The sequence below is a fragment of the Streptomyces cyaneochromogenes genome, assembly GCF_003963535.1.
GTDB lineage: Bacteria > Actinomycetota > Actinomycetes > Streptomycetales > Streptomycetaceae > Streptomyces > Streptomyces shaanxiensis.
Genome location: NZ_CP034539.1, coordinates 474426 through 491691, shown reverse-complemented (window position 1 = coordinate 491691; position 17266 = coordinate 474426). Strand labels below are relative to the sequence as shown.

Sequence of the window (17266 nt, the reverse complement as noted above, 5' to 3'; positions counted from 1 at the left end):
CGGCGCACAAGTCGGTGGCCGTGAAGTTGGGTGCTCGCACCCAATGTGCGCCTGGAAGGCCCCCACCTACTGTGACGCTCGCTCACCCCCCAGCACATCGGAAGGGGCGTCATTCATGCTCGCGGTCGACGGTATCAGCGTGCGTTTCGGCGGGATCACGGCACTGGACGGTGTCGCGTTCAGCGTCGAGCCGGGCACCGCCGTGGGGCTCATCGGACCGAACGGAGCCGGCAAGACCACTTTGTTCAACTGCCTCACCAGGCGCTGCACGCCGGATGCGGGAACGGTGCGGTTCGAGGACGAGGACCTGCTCGCCCTGCCGCCGCACTCCGTGGCCGGGCGTGGCATCGCCCGCACCTTCCAGAACCTGGGACTGTTCCCGCGGCTCACGGTCCGGGAGAACGTCATGGTCGGCGCCCACAACCGGGGGCGCGCCGGACACCTCGCCGCGGCGCTCCGGCTGCCCCGAGTCCGGCGGGAGGAGAGGGAACTGCGTGACCAGGCGGACGAGCTGCTACGGCGGCTCGGCCTGGCGGACGTGGCCGATCACCCCGCCTCGGGGCTGCCGTTCGGCACCCTCAAACGCGTCGAACTGGCCCGGGCGCTCGCGGTACGCCCCCGGCTGCTGTTGCTCGACGAACCCGTCAACGGTCTCAGTCACGGCGAGGTCGACGAATTCGCGGATCTGGTCCGGGCGGTGCGCGACGACTTCGACCTGACGCTCGTCGTGGTCGAACACCACATGGGGTTCGTGATGGGCCTGTGCGACAAGGTGGTGTGCCTCGACTTCGGGCGCAAGATCGCCGAGGGCCCGCCGGAGGAGATCCAGCGCGACCCGGCGGTCATCGAGGCGTACCTCGGGGTGGCCGCATGAGCGAGAAGCCGACCACCGACGACACCGAGGCCGGGGCCAGCACCGAGGCCGGGCGGACGCCGGCGGAGCCGGATTTCCTGAAGGTGTCCGACCTGCACGCCGGATACGGCCAGGCCCGCGTGCTCCAGGGCCTGGACTTCACCGTCGCACGCGGCGAAGTGTGCGCGGTCCTCGGACCCAACGGCGCGGGCAAGACCACGACCCTGCGGGCCCTGTGCGGCATGGTCCGCGGACGCGGCTCGGTGACCTTGAACGGTACGGAGCTGCTGGGCCGCTCGCCCGAGCAGGCCGCACGGCTCGGCGTGGCGCACGTGCCCGAGGGCCGGGGCACCTTCAACGACCTGACCGTCGAGGAGAACCTGCGCATCGGCGCCCACCTGCACACCGGCCACTGGCGGCGGGGCCGCGCCCAGCGCGCGGCCGTGGCGGCCGACCTGGAACGGATCTACGGCTACTTCCCCAAGCTGCGTGATCGGTCCCGTCAGGCCGCCGGCAGTCTCAGCGGCGGCGAGCAGCAGATGCTCGCCATCGGCAGGGCGCTGATGCTGCGCCCCTCGCTGCTGCTGCTGGACGAACCGTCGCTGGGGCTCGCGCCGCTGGTCACCCGTGAGCTGTTCGAGATCGTCCGTGCCGTGAACGAGGAGGAACGCACCACCGTGGTCGTCGTCGAGCAGAACGCCCAACTCGCGCTGGATGTCGCGCACCGGGCCCACGTACTGGAGGCCGGCCGCCTGGTGCTGTCCGGGCCTGCCGCGCAGATCCGCGAGGACGGACAGGTCGCCGAGGTGTACCTCGGTGTCTCCGTCCGCGCGGGGACGGGCGGGTGAGCGCCGTGACCGAAGTACTCCAGCAAGTGGTGGAAGGGGTCGGCTCCGGCGCCGTCTACGCCAGCCTGGCGCTGGCCCTGGTGCTGATCCACCGGTTCACCGGCATCGTCAACTTCGCCCAGGGCGAGCTGGCCATGATCTCCACCTACGTGGCGTGGCAGCTCGTGGCGTCCGGGATGCCGTTCTGGCTGGCGCTGCCGGTCACCCTGGCGGTGTCGTTCGCCGGCGGCATGCTCATCGAACGGCTCGTCATCCGTCCCGTGCAGGCCGCGCCCGAGCTGACGACGGTCATCGTCACGGTCGGCCTGTTCATCTTCGTCAACGCCATGGCCGGCCTGATCTGGTCGTTCACCGTGAAGGACTTCCCGCAGCAGTTCCCCGACGGCGGGATCGACCTGGCCGGGGTGCGGGTGGACTGGTCGACGCTCGGGATCATCGCAGTGGTGGCCGTCGTGATGGGACTGCTGTACCTGCTGTTCCAGCACACCTCCATCGGCCTGATGATGCGGGCGGTCGCCTGCAACCCCGCCTCCGCCCGGCTGTCGGGCATCCGGGTGGGCCGGGTGCTGATGCTCGGCTGGGGGCTGGCCGCGACGGTCGGCGCGGTGTCGGGCGTGCTGGTCGCCCCGGTGCTGTTCCTGGAGCCCAACATGATGGGCGGAGTGCTGATCTACGCGTTCGCCGCGGCCACTCTCGGAGGCTTCGACAGCCCGGTCGGCGCGGTCGTCGGCGGCCTGCTCGTGGGCGTCGCCGAGACGCTGGCCGGGGCGTACGTGGATGTGATCGGAGCCGATCTCAAAGTGGGCGTACCCCTGGTGATCATCCTGGCGGTGCTGCTGGTGCGCCCCCAGGGCCTGTTCGGACGGGCGGCGGTGGAGCGCGCATGAGCATGAACGTCGCAACCCTCGGTACCGACCGCGCCCGACGCCTGCGAGCAGCGCTCACCGCGCTGCTCGCGGTGGCCGCCGTCGTCGGCGCACCGTTCTACTTCGCCCCCTTCCAGGTCTTCCAGCTGACCATGGTGCTGCTGTACGCCGTGGCGCTGGCCGGACTGAACCTGCTGGTCGGCTTCGGCGGGCAGATATCGCTCGGGCACGGCGCCTTCTTCGCGGCGGGCGCCTACACGGCGGCGGTCATGCTCGACCGGTACGACACCGGCCACCTGGCCACGCTGCCCGTCGCGGCCGCCGGATGCTTCCTGCTGGGCCTCGGGTTCGGAGTGCCCGCCCTCCGGCTGCGCGGGCTGTACCTGGCCCTGGTCACCCTCTCGTTCGCGGTGTTCCTGCCGCCGCTGCTCAAGCGGCTCGAACCGGTCACCGGTGGCTCCATGGGACTGACCGTGGACAAGCTGCAGCCGCCCGCGTGGAGCGGGCTGGCCGAGGACCAGTGGATGTACTTCGTCGTCCTCGCCGTCGCCACGGTGGCCCTGCTGCTCGCCCGCAACCTGCTGCGCTCCCGGGTCGGCCGGGCCCTGCTCGCCGTGCGGGACAACGAGAGCGCCGCCGAGGTCATGGGCGTGCGGCTGTCCCTGCACAAGACCCTCGCCTTCGCCTGGAGCGCGATGTTCGCGGGTGTCGCCGGGTGTGTGTACACCTGGGTGATCGGCTTCGTCTCGCCCGACTCCTTCAGCTTCGTCCTCTCGATCACGCTGCTGGCCGGCCTGGTGGTCGGGGGCCTCGCCTCGCTGTACGGACCGCTGCTCGGGGCGGCGTTCGTGATGTACGTGCCGAGCGTGGCCCAGGACATCAGTGAGGCGGCGCCCGGTGTGGTGTTCGGCCTGCTGATCATCGCGGTGATGTTCGTGGCCCCGACGGGACTGGCCGGACTGGCGGGCCGCGTCCGGGGCGTGATCACCCCTCTCCTCACCCGCACCAAACCCTCCGCCGCCGTGCGGACCCCCGAATCCGAACCCCCCTCCGCGCCCCCCGCACCCGCGGAAACCGCACCTGCCGATGCCGAACCCGTGGGCGCACCGCCCCGCACGGAAAAGGAATGATTCACATGCGCAAGACGACCGCTCTGCGGGCGGCCGCGGCCGCGTCCGCCGCCCTGCTCCTCGCCACCGCCTGCAACAGCCAGCGCGGCCAGGACGACAAGGAAGCCGCCGCCGACGGCGCGTGCCGGGGCCAGCAGACCACCGGCATCACCGACAAGACCATCAAGCTGGGCGGCATCTACCCGCTCTCGGGACCGGCCTCGGCGTACGGTGCGATCAGCGACGGCGTGAGCACCTACTTCAAGCACGTCAACGAAAAGGGCGGAATCGACGGCCGCACCGTGGAGTTCGTCGTCCGCGACGACGGCTACCAGCCGCCCAAGGCGGTCGAGGAGGCCCGCAGACTCGTCGAGCAGGAGAAGGTCTTCGCCGTGTTCCAGACCCTGGGCACCCCGTCCACGGCGGCCGTGTGGGACTACCTCAACAAGCGGAAGGTGCCCCAGCCCTTCGTCGCCACGGGGGCCTCCATCTGGGGCACGGACGACGAGCACCCGTGGACCACCGGCTGGCAGCCCAACTACGTTGCCGAGGCACGGATCTACGCGAAGTACCTGCAGGAGGAGAAGCCGAAGGCCAAGGTCGCCGTCCTGTACCAGAACGACGACTTCGGCAAGGACCTGCTCGGCGGGTTCAAGGAGGCCGTCGCCGGCAGCGGCATCAAGGTGGTGGCCGAGGAGAGCTACGAGGTCACGGACCCGTCCGTCTCGGCGCAGCTGACAAGTCTCGCCCGCTCCAAGGCCGATGTACTGCTCGACATCACCACGCCGAAGTTCGGCAGCCAGGCCCTCGCCGCCGACGCCAAGAACACCAAGTGGAACCCGCTGCACATCGTCAACGCGGTGTCCGCGTCCACCACCGTGCTCAAGCCCGTCGGATTCAAGAACGTCCAGGGCGTTGTCTCGGCGACCTACTTCAAGGACCCCGCCGACCCGCAGTGGGCCGACGACGCCGAGATGAAGACGTACAAGGAGGCCCTGAACAAGTACGCGCCCGACTCCGACCCGGCCAACCAGCTCAACGCCTACGGCTGGGCCGTCGCCTCCAGCCTGCACAAGGCCCTGGACGCGATGGAGTGCCCGACCAGGGAAGGGCTGCGGGACGCGGTGCGCAACCTGAAGGACGTGAAGGTGGACATGCTGCTGCCTGGAGTCACCCTCTCCACGGGGTCCGACGACGCCTTCCCGCTCGAAACGATGCAGCTCATGAAGTTCAAGGGTGAGCGGTGGCAGCTGTTCGGCGAGCCGGTGGACACCCGCAAGGAGTTCGGCCCGCCGACCAAGTGAGCCGGCGGGGGCGGTCCCGGTCGATGCCCAGTCCCTGGAACCGCCCCCGCCCCTGAACGCGGGGGAGTGCCATGTACCTCACCCGGCGCCCGAAAACTTGACTACCTCAAATATCGGAGGCTACGGTCACGCCCATTGCTTGACGTTCTCAAGCTTCGACGTTCGCAAGTAGTTCGTCGAGGGCTCACTCGCCGGCGCATGCGCCTCGTACGGCCCGTCCGTCCGGCTGACCCGCAGCTTCTCCGAAAGGCCCGTCACGATGAGCACGTACGACCACACCGGCCACGCACCCGTTCTCACGCCGGTCGACCACCGCAGGGCCGTCGCGTCGGAGACGGCCCGGTTCGTCGCAGTGGTCAAGGAGGCCGACCTGGCCACCGCGGTGCCCAGCTGCCCCGACTGGACCCTCGCCGACCTGGTCAAGCACACAGGCAGTGTCCAGCGCTGGTTCTCGGCCCTGCTGCGGGCGCGCATCCAGGAACCCCCGCGCAAGCGGGAGGTGGATCTGCGGCTCCCGGAGCAGGAGGACGGATACGCCGACTGGCTGGCCGAGAGCGCGACCGTGGCCGCCGACGCCTTCGCGGCCACCGATCCGGACCTGCCGATGTGGGCATGGGGTGTCGACCAGCACGCCCGCTTCTGGGCACGCCGCATGCTCTTCGAGACCCTGCTGCACCGGGCGGACGCCGAGCTCGCACTGGGGCTACGGCCCGTCATCGACCGTCCGCTCGCGGTCGACGGGATCGACGAGTTCCTCGTCAACCTGCCCTTCGCCACCTTCTTCGCCCCCAAGGTGGCCAACCTGCGCGGCCCTGACAAGACCATCCGCTTCGACACGACCGACGGAGACGACGCCTGGCTCGTACGCCTGCGGCCCGACGGCTTCGGACTGGACACCGCCCACCCGACCACGGACACCGCTGACGCGACCGTCCGGGGAACCGCGGCCGACCTGCTCCTGCTCGTTTACGGCCGCCTGCCCTACGCGGCAGAGACCCTCACACACGACGGTGACGAGCATCTGCTGGCCGACTGGTTCGCCAACTCTGCCTTCTGACACCTGTCTTGGGCACCATCGGCCTGTGCCTCCTTTAAAGTCGGCCCTATGACGGAGGCACCGGCCCTGGACCGCGGAGCGCGGTCGCGTGACGCGATACTCGACACCGCCGGCGACCTGATGTCGCGTCACGGCTACGCCGCCACGTCCATCTCGATGATCTCCGCCGCCTGCGGCCTGCCGGTCAGCTCCATCTACTGGCACTTCCGCAGCAAGGACGGTATCTACGTCGCGGTGCTGGAACGCGCCAGGACCGCGCTGCTGGCGGCCCTGCCCCCGGCCGAGGTGCCGGGCGCCGACGTCGCGCAGCGTCTGGACACCTTTCTCACGGAGGTCGAGGACGCGTTCCGACGCCATCCGCGAGGTGTGAAGCTGCTGTTGGGGCTGGGCATGGTGCAGCAGGACGCCAGCGCGGCGGCAGCGGCCGAGGTCCATCAGTACCGCGACGCGCTGCTGGCCTGGGCCCGGGATTCGGTGAGCTCCGTCTTCGCCCTGTGTGACCGCCCCGAGGTGGCGGACGAGTTGGCGCGCTTCACCCTGAGGATGGCGAGCGGAACCGCGGTGGCCCGTTGGTTCGATCCGGACGCCGTCCTGGAGACCGGGCCGCTGCGCGTGGCGTTGCTGGCACTGGCGACCCACCACGGTGTTCCGGTGGGGGGCGTCCCTGGCGAGGACGCCCCCTCCGGCCCCGTCACGACCGGGGAATGACGACTCGGTGGTCGCCGCCCGATGTCATCGCACGGCTTCTCGGGAATCCGGGGCGGGCTGCCAGAACGGGCAGTGGTGGTCGGCCGCGAACCCGCTGGTGGGTGCGACCCTGTCCGGTGCCAGTACCTGGATCCGGTCCCCGGCGGCCGTGTAGCGCGGCCAGGGCGGAGTCCCGGGCGCATTGGGATCGCCGGTGGCCACGAAGCGGGCCCAGTAGGCGGTCATCGTGGCGGACAGCCGCCGCTGGGCGGGCGTCAGGGGCGCCAGCGTGTTCATGGGGAAGAGATAGACCAGTTCGGAGGCGTGGAAGGCCCCCTGCGGTGTGTGTGGTGCCGGGATGAACGGCGGTGCCTGGGCGTCGTGGAACTCGTAGGCGTAGACGGGCACCCGGCTGTCGTACAGCCGGCTGTCGGCCCGTGCCGGGCAGGCGAATCGCTGGTCGGTGCCGACGGCCGAGTAGGCCAGGTTGGGGGAGGGGTACGCCGAGGCGGGGTACGTGTCCAGGACAGCGGCCGCGCGGTTGCCGTACTGGAGGCTGATGAGGGCGGCGTACGAGGCGGGGGTCAGTGGGCCGCCGCCGAGCAGATCCACGTACAGCGCGGTGAAGTAGCGGTATTCGTCATGGGTGCTGCCGCTCAGCGTCGGGACCGCGTTTACTCGTCCCTCGGCCCAGGCCGTACGCGGAGGGCGGGGGAGGACACGGGGTCCGGTGTTCGGGGCCCACAGGGAGGCGGTCCCCGTCCCGGTGGCGCGGATGAGGTCGGTGGTGGGGACGGCGCGCAGGCAGCTCGCCGCGGTCGTCGGGTCGGTGCAGCCGACCGAGGCCGCGAAGTCGCGTCCCTTGCGCTCGGCCGCGTCGAGTGTCAGCGGTGTCAGACCGCCGTCCGCGGCGCAGGATCCGCTCTGCTGGATCGCCCGGTGGAACAGGCCCTTCGCGGTCGGTGAGGCGATGTGGAGGCAGGTGTCCGCCGATCCGGCGGACTGGCCGCCGAGCGTCACCCGGTTCCGGTCGCCGCCAAAGGCGCCGATGTTGCGCCGTACCCAGTGCAGCGCGGCCTGCTGGTCCATCAGGCCGTAGTCGCCGGAGGCGTGGTCCGTGCTCTCGGCCGACAGGGCGGGGTGAGCCATGAATCCCAGTGCTCCGAGGCGGTAGTTGACCGTCACCACGACCACACCCCGCGCGGCCAGCGCGGCGCTGTCGTAGTCGCTGCCCGCGCCGTACGTGTTGCCTCCGCCGTGCAGCCACACCAGCACCGGGAGAGGTCGGCCGTTGGCGCGGGCGGGTGTCCGGACATTGAGGTACAGGCAGTCCTCGACCGTGCTGCCGGTGCGGTTGGACTCGCCGGGCAGGACGGGGCCGCCGTCGGGGAGCAGCGTGAGCGGTAACTGGGGGCAGGGGTGGGCCGGTGCGGTGGCGTCCCGTACGCCGGTCCATCGCGCCGCGGGTCGTGGCGGACGCCAGCGCAGCTCACCGGTCGGCGGGGCGGCGAACGGAATCCCGTGGAAGACCCGCCCGCCGTCGTGGCCGGCAGCGCCCCGCACCCAGCCCCGGTCGGTACGGACGAGCAGGGTATCGGCGCCGGAATGGGCGCGGGCGGAGAGCGGGAGAAGGGTCAGGGACAGGAAGAGGGCCGCGAAGACGGCTGTGGCCCGGGCCAGTGTGGGGCGCAGGCTCAGGGGTCTCATCCGTCGCTCCAGGTGCCGGTATGTGGGGGCCGGTGTGAGTGTCATGGCGTTCGCTCGTAGGCGCCGATGTCGCAGGCGGCGCCCTGGGGGCGTGCGACGCCGCGCTGGTCGGTGGGCGGGCAGTCGGCGGCCGCGTCCAGGGCGGGGCTGCCGGGCAGCAGCGCCACGGTGTCGGTGGGGCCGCCGTTGTCCGCGAGCGGTCCGATCAGCGGGGCGCGGCTGGGCAGATCGCCGGTCGCGCTCAGGCGGCAACTGCCGTGGCCGTCAAGGTTGTTGCCCTGCGACGCGATGGTGGCGAAGGCCTTCTTGCAGTCGGCCGGTGCGCCGTCGACGGTGTTGCCCGCGATGACGGAGTTGCGCAGCGTCATGCGCCCCAGGGGCAGATCGATGATGTCGGGGATCGGTGAGGGCAGGCTGTCGAGATAGGCGGGGGCGATGTTGATCCCGCCCCCGCCGTCGCTGGAACGGTTCCCGGTGATGGTCGAGTTGAGGATCTCCACGGGTCCTCGCCCGCGGATGTCGATTCCTCCGCCGTAACCGGCGAGGCTGCCGGGGCGGTCGCCGGGGTTCGTCACCCGGTTGTCCGCGATCGTCGAGTTGGTCACGGTGCCGGTGTCGTCGAACCTGATGCCTCCGGCCTCTCCCGCGACGTTCCCGCTCACGGTGCTGTCGATCAGATCGAGGTGGGAGTCCGGGACGTTGAAGATGCCGCCGCCGTAACCGGCGGAGTTCCCGCTCACGGTGACCCGGCGCAACGTCATGTGATGTCCGTTGGCGATCGCGCCACCACCGGTGTCGGTGATGGGCAGTTCGCGCTGCTTGGCCACTCCACCGGTGATCGTCAGATCGGACAGCCGGGAGTCCGCCTGCATGCGGAAGGCCCGGTCAAGGTGGTTGGCGTCGATGACGGTGGTCCGAGCGCCGGCGCCCTTGATCGTGACGGGGGCGGCGACGTTCAGGTCGCCCGTGGTGGGGTCGGGGTTGTCGCCGATGATCAGCTTTGGGTCCGGCGGGATCGTCAGCCGGTAATGGCCGGGAGGCAGCGTGATCGTACTGCCCGGCCGGGCGTTGGCGGCCATCACCGCGGCACGCAGGCTGCACGCGCCCGAAGCGGTGAGACACCGGCCGTCCGAGGCGTCGGCGTCGACCGCGTCGGACGTGGTGTCCACGGTGAACTCCGCAGGGTCGGCGGCCGCGGGAGCCGTGGCGTGGGCGACGGGCTGAGCCCCGGTGGCAAGGAGGACGGCGGCGGTTGCGGCCGTGACGGCCAAGGACTTCATGCGGTGAACCCCTCTCGGGTCAGGAATCCGGGCATGGCAGGACTCGGCTGCTGCGAGGACTTCGTGCCGGCGAGCGATGCGCGGCGGCTCGTACGGGGCATGGCGTCGGCGCGGCCACGGAGCCGCGCCTCCATACCGCCCGGTCTGTAGCGAGCGTTCCATTCAGGCTGTGCCGCGTCCACCGGCGGACGCCTGAATGGCCGAATGAGGATGCCGTGACCCTGGGGAGAAGAAGCCGCTTGAGCGCCATGAGTGTTGGTCGCGCCGACCGGCCGAGGCGCTCGCGGCCTGCGGAGGTGTCGGCGGGGGACGCCGGGGCGGGGAGCCGCCGCAGGGCCGGGGAGCCGCACCGTCGATGGCATACTTCTGGTCCGATGAGCGAACCAACCGCGGCAGCCGGACGCCCCACGACCAAGCGCGATGAGCAGCGAGAGGCCTCCCGGCGCAGGCTCTTGAACGCGGCGGTGGAGATCCTCGCCGAGGAGGGTTACCTCGGGCTGACGGTGAAGAAGGTCGGCGAGCGTGCCGGAGTCAGCCGAGGCATGGTGAATTACCACTTCACCTCCAAAGCCGGGCTCGTCGAAGCCGTGGTCGCCGACATCCGCGAGACGTTCATCGACGTGCTGCGGGCGCGGCCCGGCTACGCCCGGATGAGCGGGCTGGAAGCCGTACTGGCCAAGCTCGACCAGTTCTTCGCCAGACTGGCCGAGCCCGAACCGGGGCTACGGGCGCGCGCGTTGCTGGTGCTCCTCGTCGAGGCGATCGGCAGCGCCGACGGGATCAAGGGCCTGATGGCCGAGCATCTCAGTCTCGTGCGGACCGGCGTCGAGGAGGACATCCGGCGCGGGATCGCGGACGGAAGCATCCGCCCGGACCTGGATACGGTCGCGCAGGCGTTCTTGGTGGAGAGCATCGCGCGCGGTGTGCTCCTGCAGTATCAACTGGACTCCGCCCGCACCCGCCTGGCGGACATCGGACGGGCCGCCCACGAGATGCTGGCGCTCGGGCTCACGTCGACGCGGGGCGGAGACTGAGCTTCCGGTCGCCCGGCGGCGACCCGCCGCCGCCCGTTTTCGGCCATGGCCGATCGGGTATCGGGATGCCGCCGCGTCGGAGCACGAGATCGCCGCCCGGACCGCGTTCGCCGGCTCAGGGTGCACGGAGTGAGCGACCTACGCGTGGTGGACGCCTCCGGAGCCGGACGCCACCGGCAGGACCTTCGCGGACAGTCGGCCGCAGATATGCGTCGGCAGTGCCGCAGCGCGGCGAGCAGACGCCGGCGGTCCAGGTCAACGGCGTGGGCGGGAACCGGGTCCTCGCGTCATACGGCAGTGAGCCCGCCGTCCACCACCAGGCTCTGACCGGTGATGTAGGAGGCCCGGTCGGAGAGCAGGAACGTGACGGCCTGCGCGACCTCCCATGCGGTGCCCTGGCGGCCCAGGGGGATCCGCTCGAACGATGCCGTACGGGACGCCCGCCCGGCCGAGGCCTGCCGTCCCATGGGTGTGTCGATCAGGCCGGGCACGACCAGGTTGGCGCGGATGCGGCGAGCCCCGCCCTCCTTGGCGACATGGCGGGTGAGCCCGAACAGGCCGGCCTTGGAACTGTCGTAGGCCGGCGAGTTCGTGGCGGCGCGCAGTCCCGCGACGGACCCGATGAAGACGACGGCGCCCCCGTCGGCCAACGCCGGAAGAGCGTGCTTGGCGGCCAGAAAGGGGGCGCGCAGATTCAGGGAGAGCACCTGTTCCCAGTCCTCCGGTGACGAGCCCTCCAGCCCGGTGCCGAGACCCACGCCCACGTTCACCACGAGCGCATCCAGCCCGCCCAGCCCGTGAACCGCCTCGGCGACCATGGCGGCCGACTGCTCGGCCTGCGTGGCGTCACCCACCACCGTGACGCCCAACCTCCCCTCGCGGCCGACGAGTTCGGCGGTCGCGGCCGCGGCCGGTGCGGCCACGTCCGCGCAGGCCACGTCGGCACCCTCCCGGGCGGCGAGGACGGCGATCGCCCGGCCGTTGCCGACGGGTGCGCGTGGGCCGTCGTCGGGGCGGGTGCCCGCGCCGACCACCAGCACTTTGCGGCCGGTCAGGCGGCGGGCCGGGTCCTCCAGGTGTCCCTCACCCATGGGTACGGTCCCCCTCCGCAAAGCCGGTGCCGTCGAAACCGGGGTCCAGTTCCACACCGGTGGAGTTCAGGAAGAAGGCCACCATGTGGTACTGCCCCACGAGCATGGTGATCTCGATGAGTTCGGCGTCGCCGAAGTGCTCGGCCAGGGCCTCCCAGGTGGTGTCGGACATCCGCGCATCGCGGTTCAACTCGTCCGCCGCAAGGATCAAGTGCCTCTGCAGGCCCGTCCAGCCGGGCGCGTCCGGTCCCTCGGTGATGCGGTCGATGTCCGTATCCGTGACGCCCGCGGCCTTGGCCAGGGGGAGGTGCCGTCCCCACTCGTAGCGGGCGCCGGTGTTCCAGGCGGTGCGCAGGATCAGCAGCTCGCGGTGTCCTTCCGACAGTCGGCCCCTGCGGAGCAACTGGCCTCCGAAAGGCAGGAACTGCTCGTAGAGGTCGGGATGGCGCACGAGCGTGGTGAAGATGTTCGGGATCCGGCCCCCGGGGTCGCGGGCCGCGGTGGCCAGCAGTTTCCGGGTCCGTGCGTCCCACTGCTCTTCGGGGATCGGCACCAGCCGGGGACTGGCCTGTCGGGCGGCTTCGTGGCGCTGTGACATGGCGACCTCCAACGTCCGGGGGCTCACCCTAGGAGACTGGCTGAACGCTTAGCAAGTGAACCTCCCCGAGGGATTGATTGCCTCTCGTTCCAAACGTCGTTCGGTTTATCGGACTACGGGTACCGTGAGCGCCGGACCGGAGCGGTGTGGAGCCTCTACGGGGGCCTGATCTGCTCGGTGGCTCTGGCGGTGCTCTCGCCCGCCGTCTCCGGATCTCCGACGGCGCTGTTCCCCGACATGGACTTCGCCGTGTTCCCCCTGAAGTATCCGAGCATCGTCTCCATCCCTCTGGGATTTGTGCTCGGATGGCTCGGCTCCGTGCTGAGCAGGGACAAGCCCCACCCGGCCGCCCGGGCCGCCTTCGAACGCCGCATACTGGCCGGCGGCACCTCCTGAGGGCTGCGTGGGCGCGGTTGCGGACCGCCCGGACGCCGTACGGCGGTCCGCAGCCCTGCCCATCGGCCGGGGGAGGAGCGTCAGGAGGTGGGGTCGAGAAGGATCTTGCGGACGCCGTCGGCGCGGCTCGCGAACAGTTCGTACGCCGCGGGACCCTCGGAGAGGGCGAAGCGGTGGGACACCACGACCTCGGGCTTGATCCGGCCGGCCTGGGTGAGGGCGATCAGGGGCGGGAGTTCGTAGTGCACCGAGCACAGCCCGATGGCGAACTCCAGCTCCTTGATCTGCGCCAGCCCCATGTGGAAGGGGAACGCCTTGTTCTGGCTGACCCCGATGACACTGACCCGGCCGGCCTGTCGGACTGCCTTGAGGGCGAGTTCGATGGTGGCGTCCGAGCCCACGGCCTCCACCACGGCGTCCGGCCCGCGTCCGCCGGTCAACTCCCGTACGGCCGCCCGCACGTCCTCGCCCTCGACCGGCTCGACACCCAGGGTGGCGGCGAAGGCGCGGCGCTCCGCGACCAGGTCCGCGCCCAGCACGCGCGCGGCGCCCATCGCGAAGGCGGACTGGGCCGCCATGAGGCCGACCGGGCCGAGGCCGACGACCAGGACGGTCTCGCCGGGCTGGATACGGGCGCGGCGGCAGCCGTACCAGGCCGTGGGCGCGTTGTCCGTCAGGACGAGGGCGGCCTCGTCGGACACGCCCTCGGGCAGGTGCACCAGATTGACGTCGGCATAGGGCACCGCGAGGGACTGAGCCTGGCTGCCCGGAAGCTGCGGGCTCACTCCGTAGCAGAGCTCCATGCTCGACTTGGCGTTCTCGCACCGGGCGGTGAACCCGGCCGCGCACGACCGGCAGTGCGCACAGCCGACGGAGGCGGGCACCAGAACCCGGTCGCCGGGCTTGAAGCGGGTGACCTGGCCGCCGGTCTCGACGACGACGCCGACGCATTCGTGTCCCGGCGTGTAGCCGAGTTCCGGGCTGAACGGATTGCCGCCGTAGATGTGCAGGTCGCTGCCGCAGATACCGGCCGCGGTCACCTGCACCACCGCGTCGGTGGGGCTGGTGACGGCCGGGTCGGGGACATCGCCGTAGCGGATGTCGTGACGGCCGTGGTAGGTCAGTGCCTTCATCGGATTTCGCCCTCCCCTCAGGCCGGTCAGTCCGCGATCTTCAGCACGAGCTTGCCGCGGTTGTCACCACGGAAGAGCCGCATCAGGGTCTCGGGGAACTCCGCGACCGAGCCGGACACCACGTCCTCCAGGGACTTCAGGCGGCTCTCCGCCCGCCACGTGGCCATCTGAGTGATGCCCTCGGCGTACCGGTCGGCGTAGTCGAAGACCACCAAGCCCGTCATGGAGGCGCGGTTCACCAGCAGCGACAGGTAGTTGGCGGGGCCCTGCGGCTTGGTGCTGTTGTACTGGGAGATCGCGCCGCAGACCACGATGCGGGCCCCGCGCGCCAGCCGCAGCAGCACGGCGTCCAGAACATCTCCGCCGACGTTGTCGAAGTACACGTCGACGCCGTCGGGGGCGTGCTCGCGCAGTGCCTTGCGGATGTCCTCGTTCTGGTAGTCGATCGCGGCGTCGAACCCGAACTCGTCCACCACCATCCGGCACTTGGCCTCACCGCCGGCGATGCCGATGACCCGGCAGCCCAGGATCTTGGCGATCTGCCCGACGACGCTGCCGACGGCCCCGGCCGCCCCGGAGACCACGACGGTCTGGCCGGGCTCGGGACGTCCGATGTCGATCAGGCCGAAGTAGGCCGTCAGGCCCGACATACCGAGCGTACCGAGGTAGGTCGGCAGGGGAGCGGCCGCCGGGTCGACCTTGGTCACGTCGCGTCCGTCCGACACGCAGTACTCCTGCACGCCGAACGAGCCCGACACATGGTCGCCGACCGCGAACCCGGAGTGCCGGGAGGCGATCACCCTTCCCACCGCACCGGCCCGCATCACCTCGCCGATCTCGACCGGGCGGATGTAGGACCGGCCCGCGTTCATCCAGCCGCGCATCGCCGGGTCGATCGACAGACAGAGCACCTGCACCAGGAACTCCCCGTCGCCCGGCTGCCCGGCCGGCTCCTCGACGTGCTCCCAGTCGGTGGGCCGCGGCTCTCCCACGGGTCGGGCGGCCAGACGCACCTGGCGGTTGATCCTGCTCATCTCCGGCGGCTCCTTCGGCGCTCCCACATGGCATACCATCTGGTCGGTACGGTTGGTGAGCGTACGGGTGATGTGCCGTTCGGGACAAGAGGGAGCAGGTGCGGATGATCGCTGCGCCCCCGACCGCTCGTACCCTGTTCCCGTGTCCCCCTCCCGCCTGCACCGTGTCGCCGTCCTCGTGCTCGAAGGTGCCAAACCGCTCGATGTCGGCATCCCGGCACAGGTGTTCACGACGCGCGCGAGCATGCCGTACGAGGTACGGGTGTGCGGCGCGGCGCCCGGGCTGGTGACCGGCGGGGACGGGCTGGCGTACCACGTCGCCGACGGGCTCGACGCGCTCGCCTGGGCCGACATCGTCTTCGTGCCCGGCTACCGGTTCCCGGATCGCGAGGACCCGCCGCGGTCCGTCGTCGACGCGCTGACCGCCGCCCACGGCCGAGGAGCCCGCCTCGCCGCCATCTCGACGGGCGCCTTCGCGCTCGCCGCCACGGGCCTGCTCGACGGCAGGCGCGCCACCACACACTGGCACTACACACGGGCGCTCGCCGAGAAGCACCCCCTCGTCCGGGTCGACGAGAACGTCCTGTTCGTCGACGAGGGCAGCGTGCTGACGTCGGCCGGTGCCGCCTCGGGCATCGACCTGTGCCTGCACATCCTGCGCGGTGACCTCGGCGTGGCCGCCTCCAACCACGCGGCCCGGCGTCTGGTCGCGGCCCCCTACCGCAGCGGCGGCCAGGCGCAGTACGTACCACGCAGCGTGCCCGAGCCGCTCGGCGAAAGGTTCGCCGCCACCCGCGAGTGGGCCCTGCACCGGCTCGACGAACCTCTCGGCCTGGAAGCCCTCGCCGAGCACGCGGCGGTCTCACCGCGCACCTTCTCGCGGCGCTTCGTCGAGGACACCGGGTACACGCCGATGCAATGGGTCATGCGCGCCCGTATCGACCTGGCCCGCGAGTTGCTGGAGCGGTCGCAGCGGAGCGTCGAGCAGATCGCGACCGACGTGGGTCTGGGCACCGGCGCCAATCTGCGCATGCACTTCCAGCGCATCCTCGGGACCACGCCGAGCGAGTACCGGCGCACCTTCACCAAGGGTGAGTAGCCCGTCGTACGGCAGTAGCCCGTCCTACGGCTGGCTGGCGCGATCCTTGCGAACCATGGCGCTCACGCCACGGCCATGGCCGGGTCCCGCACGGAAGGCTGGTGGTGACGAGAACCGCAGGCACACCAAGGGACACCAGGGACACCCATGACTCGCATCGCCATCAACGGATTCGGCCGCATCGGGCGCAACGTGCTGCGCGCCCTGCTCGAACGCGACAGCGACCTCGAGATCGTCGCCGTCAACGACCTCACCGAGCCCACCGCCCTCGCCCGGCTCCTCGCCTTCGACTCCACGTCCGGTCGGCTCGGCCGCCCCGTGACCGTGGACGGCGACACCCTCGTCGTCGACGGCCGCCGCATCAAGGTCCTCGCCGAGCGGGAGCCGGCGCAGCTGCCCTGGGCCGAGCTCGGCGTCGACGTCGTGCTGGAGGCCACCGGCCGCTTCACCTCCGCCAAGGCCGCCCGCGCCCACCTCGACGCGGGCGCCCGGAAGGTCCTCGTCAGCGCGCCGTCCGACGGCGCGGACGTCACGCTCGCCTACGGCGTCAACACCGACGTCTACGACCCGGCCCTGCACACGATCGTCTCGAACGCCTCGTGCACGACCAACGCGCTCGCGCCGCTGGCCGCCGTCCTCGACGAACTCGCCGGCATCGAGCACGGATTCATGACCACGGTGCACGCCTACACGCAGGAGCAGAACCTGCAGGACGGCCCGCACCGCGACGCCCGCCGGGCGCGTGCCGCGGGGGTCAACATCGTGCCGACCACGACGGGCGCCGCCAAGGCGATCGGCCTCGTGCTGCCGGGCCTCGACGGCAAGCTGTCGGGCGACTCCATCCGCGTACCGGTTCCGGTCGGCTCGATCGTGGAGCTCAACACCACCGTCGCGCGGGACGTCACCCTCGAGGACGTACTGGCGGCCTACCGCACCGCGGCGGAGGGTCCGTTGGCCGGCGTCCTGGAGTACTCCGAGGACCCCCTCGTCTCGTCCGACATCACCGGCAACCCCGCCTCGTCGATCTTCGACTCGGCCCTCACCCGCGTCGACGGCCGCCACATCAAGGTGGTCGCCTGGTACGACAACGAGTGGGGCTTCTCCAACCGCGTGATCGACACGCTGGAACTGCTCGCGAACGGCTGACCGGCGCCGGACCCTGTAATGCGG

Annotated in this window: 17 protein-coding genes; 11 read left to right on the top strand and 6 right to left on the bottom strand. The window is 70.9% G+C overall.

Annotation, left to right across the window (positions count from 1 at the left end; all coding sequences use genetic code 11):
• The first annotated feature begins 115 nt into the window (after positions 1 to 115).
• The 7 genes from EJ357_RS01845 to EJ357_RS01815 all read left to right on the top strand — a co-directional run bounded on the left by EJ357_RS01845 (position 116) and on the right by EJ357_RS01815 (position 6745).
• Complete coding sequence (locus EJ357_RS01845) at positions 116 to 874, top strand: ABC transporter ATP-binding protein (protein ID WP_175647272.1); 759 nt, start codon at positions 116 to 118, stop codon at positions 872 to 874.
• Complete coding sequence (locus EJ357_RS01840) at positions 871 to 1701, top strand: ABC transporter ATP-binding protein (RefSeq protein WP_126387951.1); 831 nt, start codon at positions 871 to 873, stop codon at positions 1699 to 1701. Before EJ357_RS01845 ends, EJ357_RS01840 begins: the two co-directional genes overlap by 4 nt.
• A gap of 5 nt (positions 1702 to 1706) precedes the next feature.
• Entirely contained in the window at positions 1707 to 2588 is an 882-nt protein-coding gene (locus EJ357_RS01835; RefSeq protein ID WP_126387949.1) for a branched-chain amino acid ABC transporter permease, read from the top strand.
• Positions 2585 to 3697 (top strand): branched-chain amino acid ABC transporter permease, encoded by a 1113-nt coding sequence (locus tag EJ357_RS01830; RefSeq protein WP_126387947.1) that lies wholly within the window; start codon positions 2585 to 2587, stop codon positions 3695 to 3697. Before EJ357_RS01835 ends, EJ357_RS01830 begins: the two co-directional genes overlap by 4 nt.
• Before the next feature lie 5 nt (positions 3698 to 3702).
• On the top strand, positions 3703 to 4980 hold the full coding sequence (locus EJ357_RS01825) for an ABC transporter substrate-binding protein (RefSeq protein WP_126387945.1): 1278 nt from the start codon (positions 3703 to 3705) through the stop codon (positions 4978 to 4980).
• A gap of 259 nt (positions 4981 to 5239) precedes the next feature.
• Positions 5240 to 6037 carry a maleylpyruvate isomerase family mycothiol-dependent enzyme gene (locus EJ357_RS01820; RefSeq protein ID WP_126387943.1) on the top strand — a complete coding sequence of 266 codons (798 nt, stop codon included), beginning with the start codon at positions 5240 to 5242 and terminating at the stop codon, positions 6035 to 6037.
• A gap of 48 nt (positions 6038 to 6085) precedes the next feature.
• Complete coding sequence (locus EJ357_RS01815; RefSeq protein ID WP_126387941.1) at positions 6086 to 6745, top strand: TetR/AcrR family transcriptional regulator; 660 nt, start codon at positions 6086 to 6088, stop codon at positions 6743 to 6745.
• Between the two features lie 24 nt (positions 6746 to 6769).
• Here EJ357_RS01815 and EJ357_RS01810 read toward each other — a convergent pair whose 3' ends face one another.
• Together EJ357_RS01810 and EJ357_RS01805 are read right to left on the bottom strand one after the other, a co-directional pair.
• Complete coding sequence (locus tag EJ357_RS01810) at positions 6770 to 8431, bottom strand: carboxylesterase/lipase family protein (RefSeq protein ID WP_126387939.1); 1662 nt, start codon at positions 8429 to 8431, stop codon at positions 6770 to 6772.
• A 41-nt stretch (positions 8432 to 8472) separates the two neighbouring features.
• On the bottom strand, positions 8473 to 9711 hold the full coding sequence (locus EJ357_RS01805; protein WP_126387937.1) for a choice-of-anchor Q domain-containing protein: 1239 nt from the start codon (positions 9709 to 9711) through the stop codon (positions 8473 to 8475).
• Between the two features lie 374 nt (positions 9712 to 10085).
• Between EJ357_RS01805 and EJ357_RS01795 the strand changes: the two genes are divergently transcribed.
• Positions 10086 to 10745, top strand: a complete 660-nt coding sequence (locus EJ357_RS01795; protein WP_126387933.1) for a TetR/AcrR family transcriptional regulator — start codon at positions 10086 to 10088, stop codon at positions 10743 to 10745.
• A 287-nt stretch (positions 10746 to 11032) separates the two neighbouring features.
• Here EJ357_RS01795 and EJ357_RS01790 read toward each other — a convergent pair whose 3' ends face one another.
• A complete protein-coding gene (locus EJ357_RS01790; RefSeq protein ID WP_126387931.1) occupies positions 11033 to 11836 on the bottom strand; it encodes an SDR family NAD(P)-dependent oxidoreductase in 804 nt (267 codons plus the stop codon).
• Positions 11829 to 12434 (bottom strand): carboxymuconolactone decarboxylase family protein, encoded by a 606-nt coding sequence (locus tag EJ357_RS01785; RefSeq protein WP_126387929.1) that lies wholly within the window; start codon positions 12432 to 12434, stop codon positions 11829 to 11831. Before EJ357_RS01785 ends, EJ357_RS01790 begins: the two co-directional genes overlap by 8 nt.
• A 144-nt stretch (positions 12435 to 12578) precedes the next feature.
• Between EJ357_RS01785 and EJ357_RS01780 the strand changes: the two genes are divergently transcribed.
• The gene (locus EJ357_RS01780; RefSeq protein ID WP_175647271.1) at positions 12579 to 12830 is read left to right on the top strand and encodes a hypothetical protein; all 252 of its coding nucleotides are present in this window, start codon (positions 12579 to 12581) and stop codon (positions 12828 to 12830) included.
• A gap of 80 nt (positions 12831 to 12910) precedes the next feature.
• Here the strand turns inward: EJ357_RS01780 and EJ357_RS01775 are convergent, their stop codons facing one another.
• Both EJ357_RS01775 and EJ357_RS01770 read right to left on the bottom strand, forming a co-directional pair.
• Positions 12911 to 13963: an alcohol dehydrogenase catalytic domain-containing protein gene (locus EJ357_RS01775; protein ID WP_126387927.1), complete on the bottom strand. Its 1053-nt coding sequence runs from the start codon at positions 13961 to 13963 to the stop codon at positions 12911 to 12913.
• Positions 13964 to 13989: 26 nt separating this feature from the next.
• Entirely contained in the window at positions 13990 to 14997 is a 1008-nt protein-coding gene (locus EJ357_RS01770) for an NADP-dependent oxidoreductase (protein ID WP_175647270.1), read from the bottom strand.
• 142 nt (positions 14998 to 15139) lie between these two features.
• On the opposite strand from EJ357_RS01770, the gene EJ357_RS01765 reads away from it, so the two are divergent.
• Together EJ357_RS01765 and gap are read left to right on the top strand one after the other, a co-directional pair.
• Positions 15140 to 16096 (top strand): GlxA family transcriptional regulator, encoded by a 957-nt coding sequence (locus EJ357_RS01765; RefSeq protein ID WP_126387925.1) that lies wholly within the window; start codon positions 15140 to 15142, stop codon positions 16094 to 16096.
• Between the two features lie 147 nt (positions 16097 to 16243).
• On the top strand, positions 16244 to 17242 hold the full coding sequence (gap, locus tag EJ357_RS01760; protein ID WP_126387923.1) for a type I glyceraldehyde-3-phosphate dehydrogenase: 999 nt from the start codon (positions 16244 to 16246) through the stop codon (positions 17240 to 17242).
• Positions 17243 to 17266 lie beyond the last annotated feature (24 nt).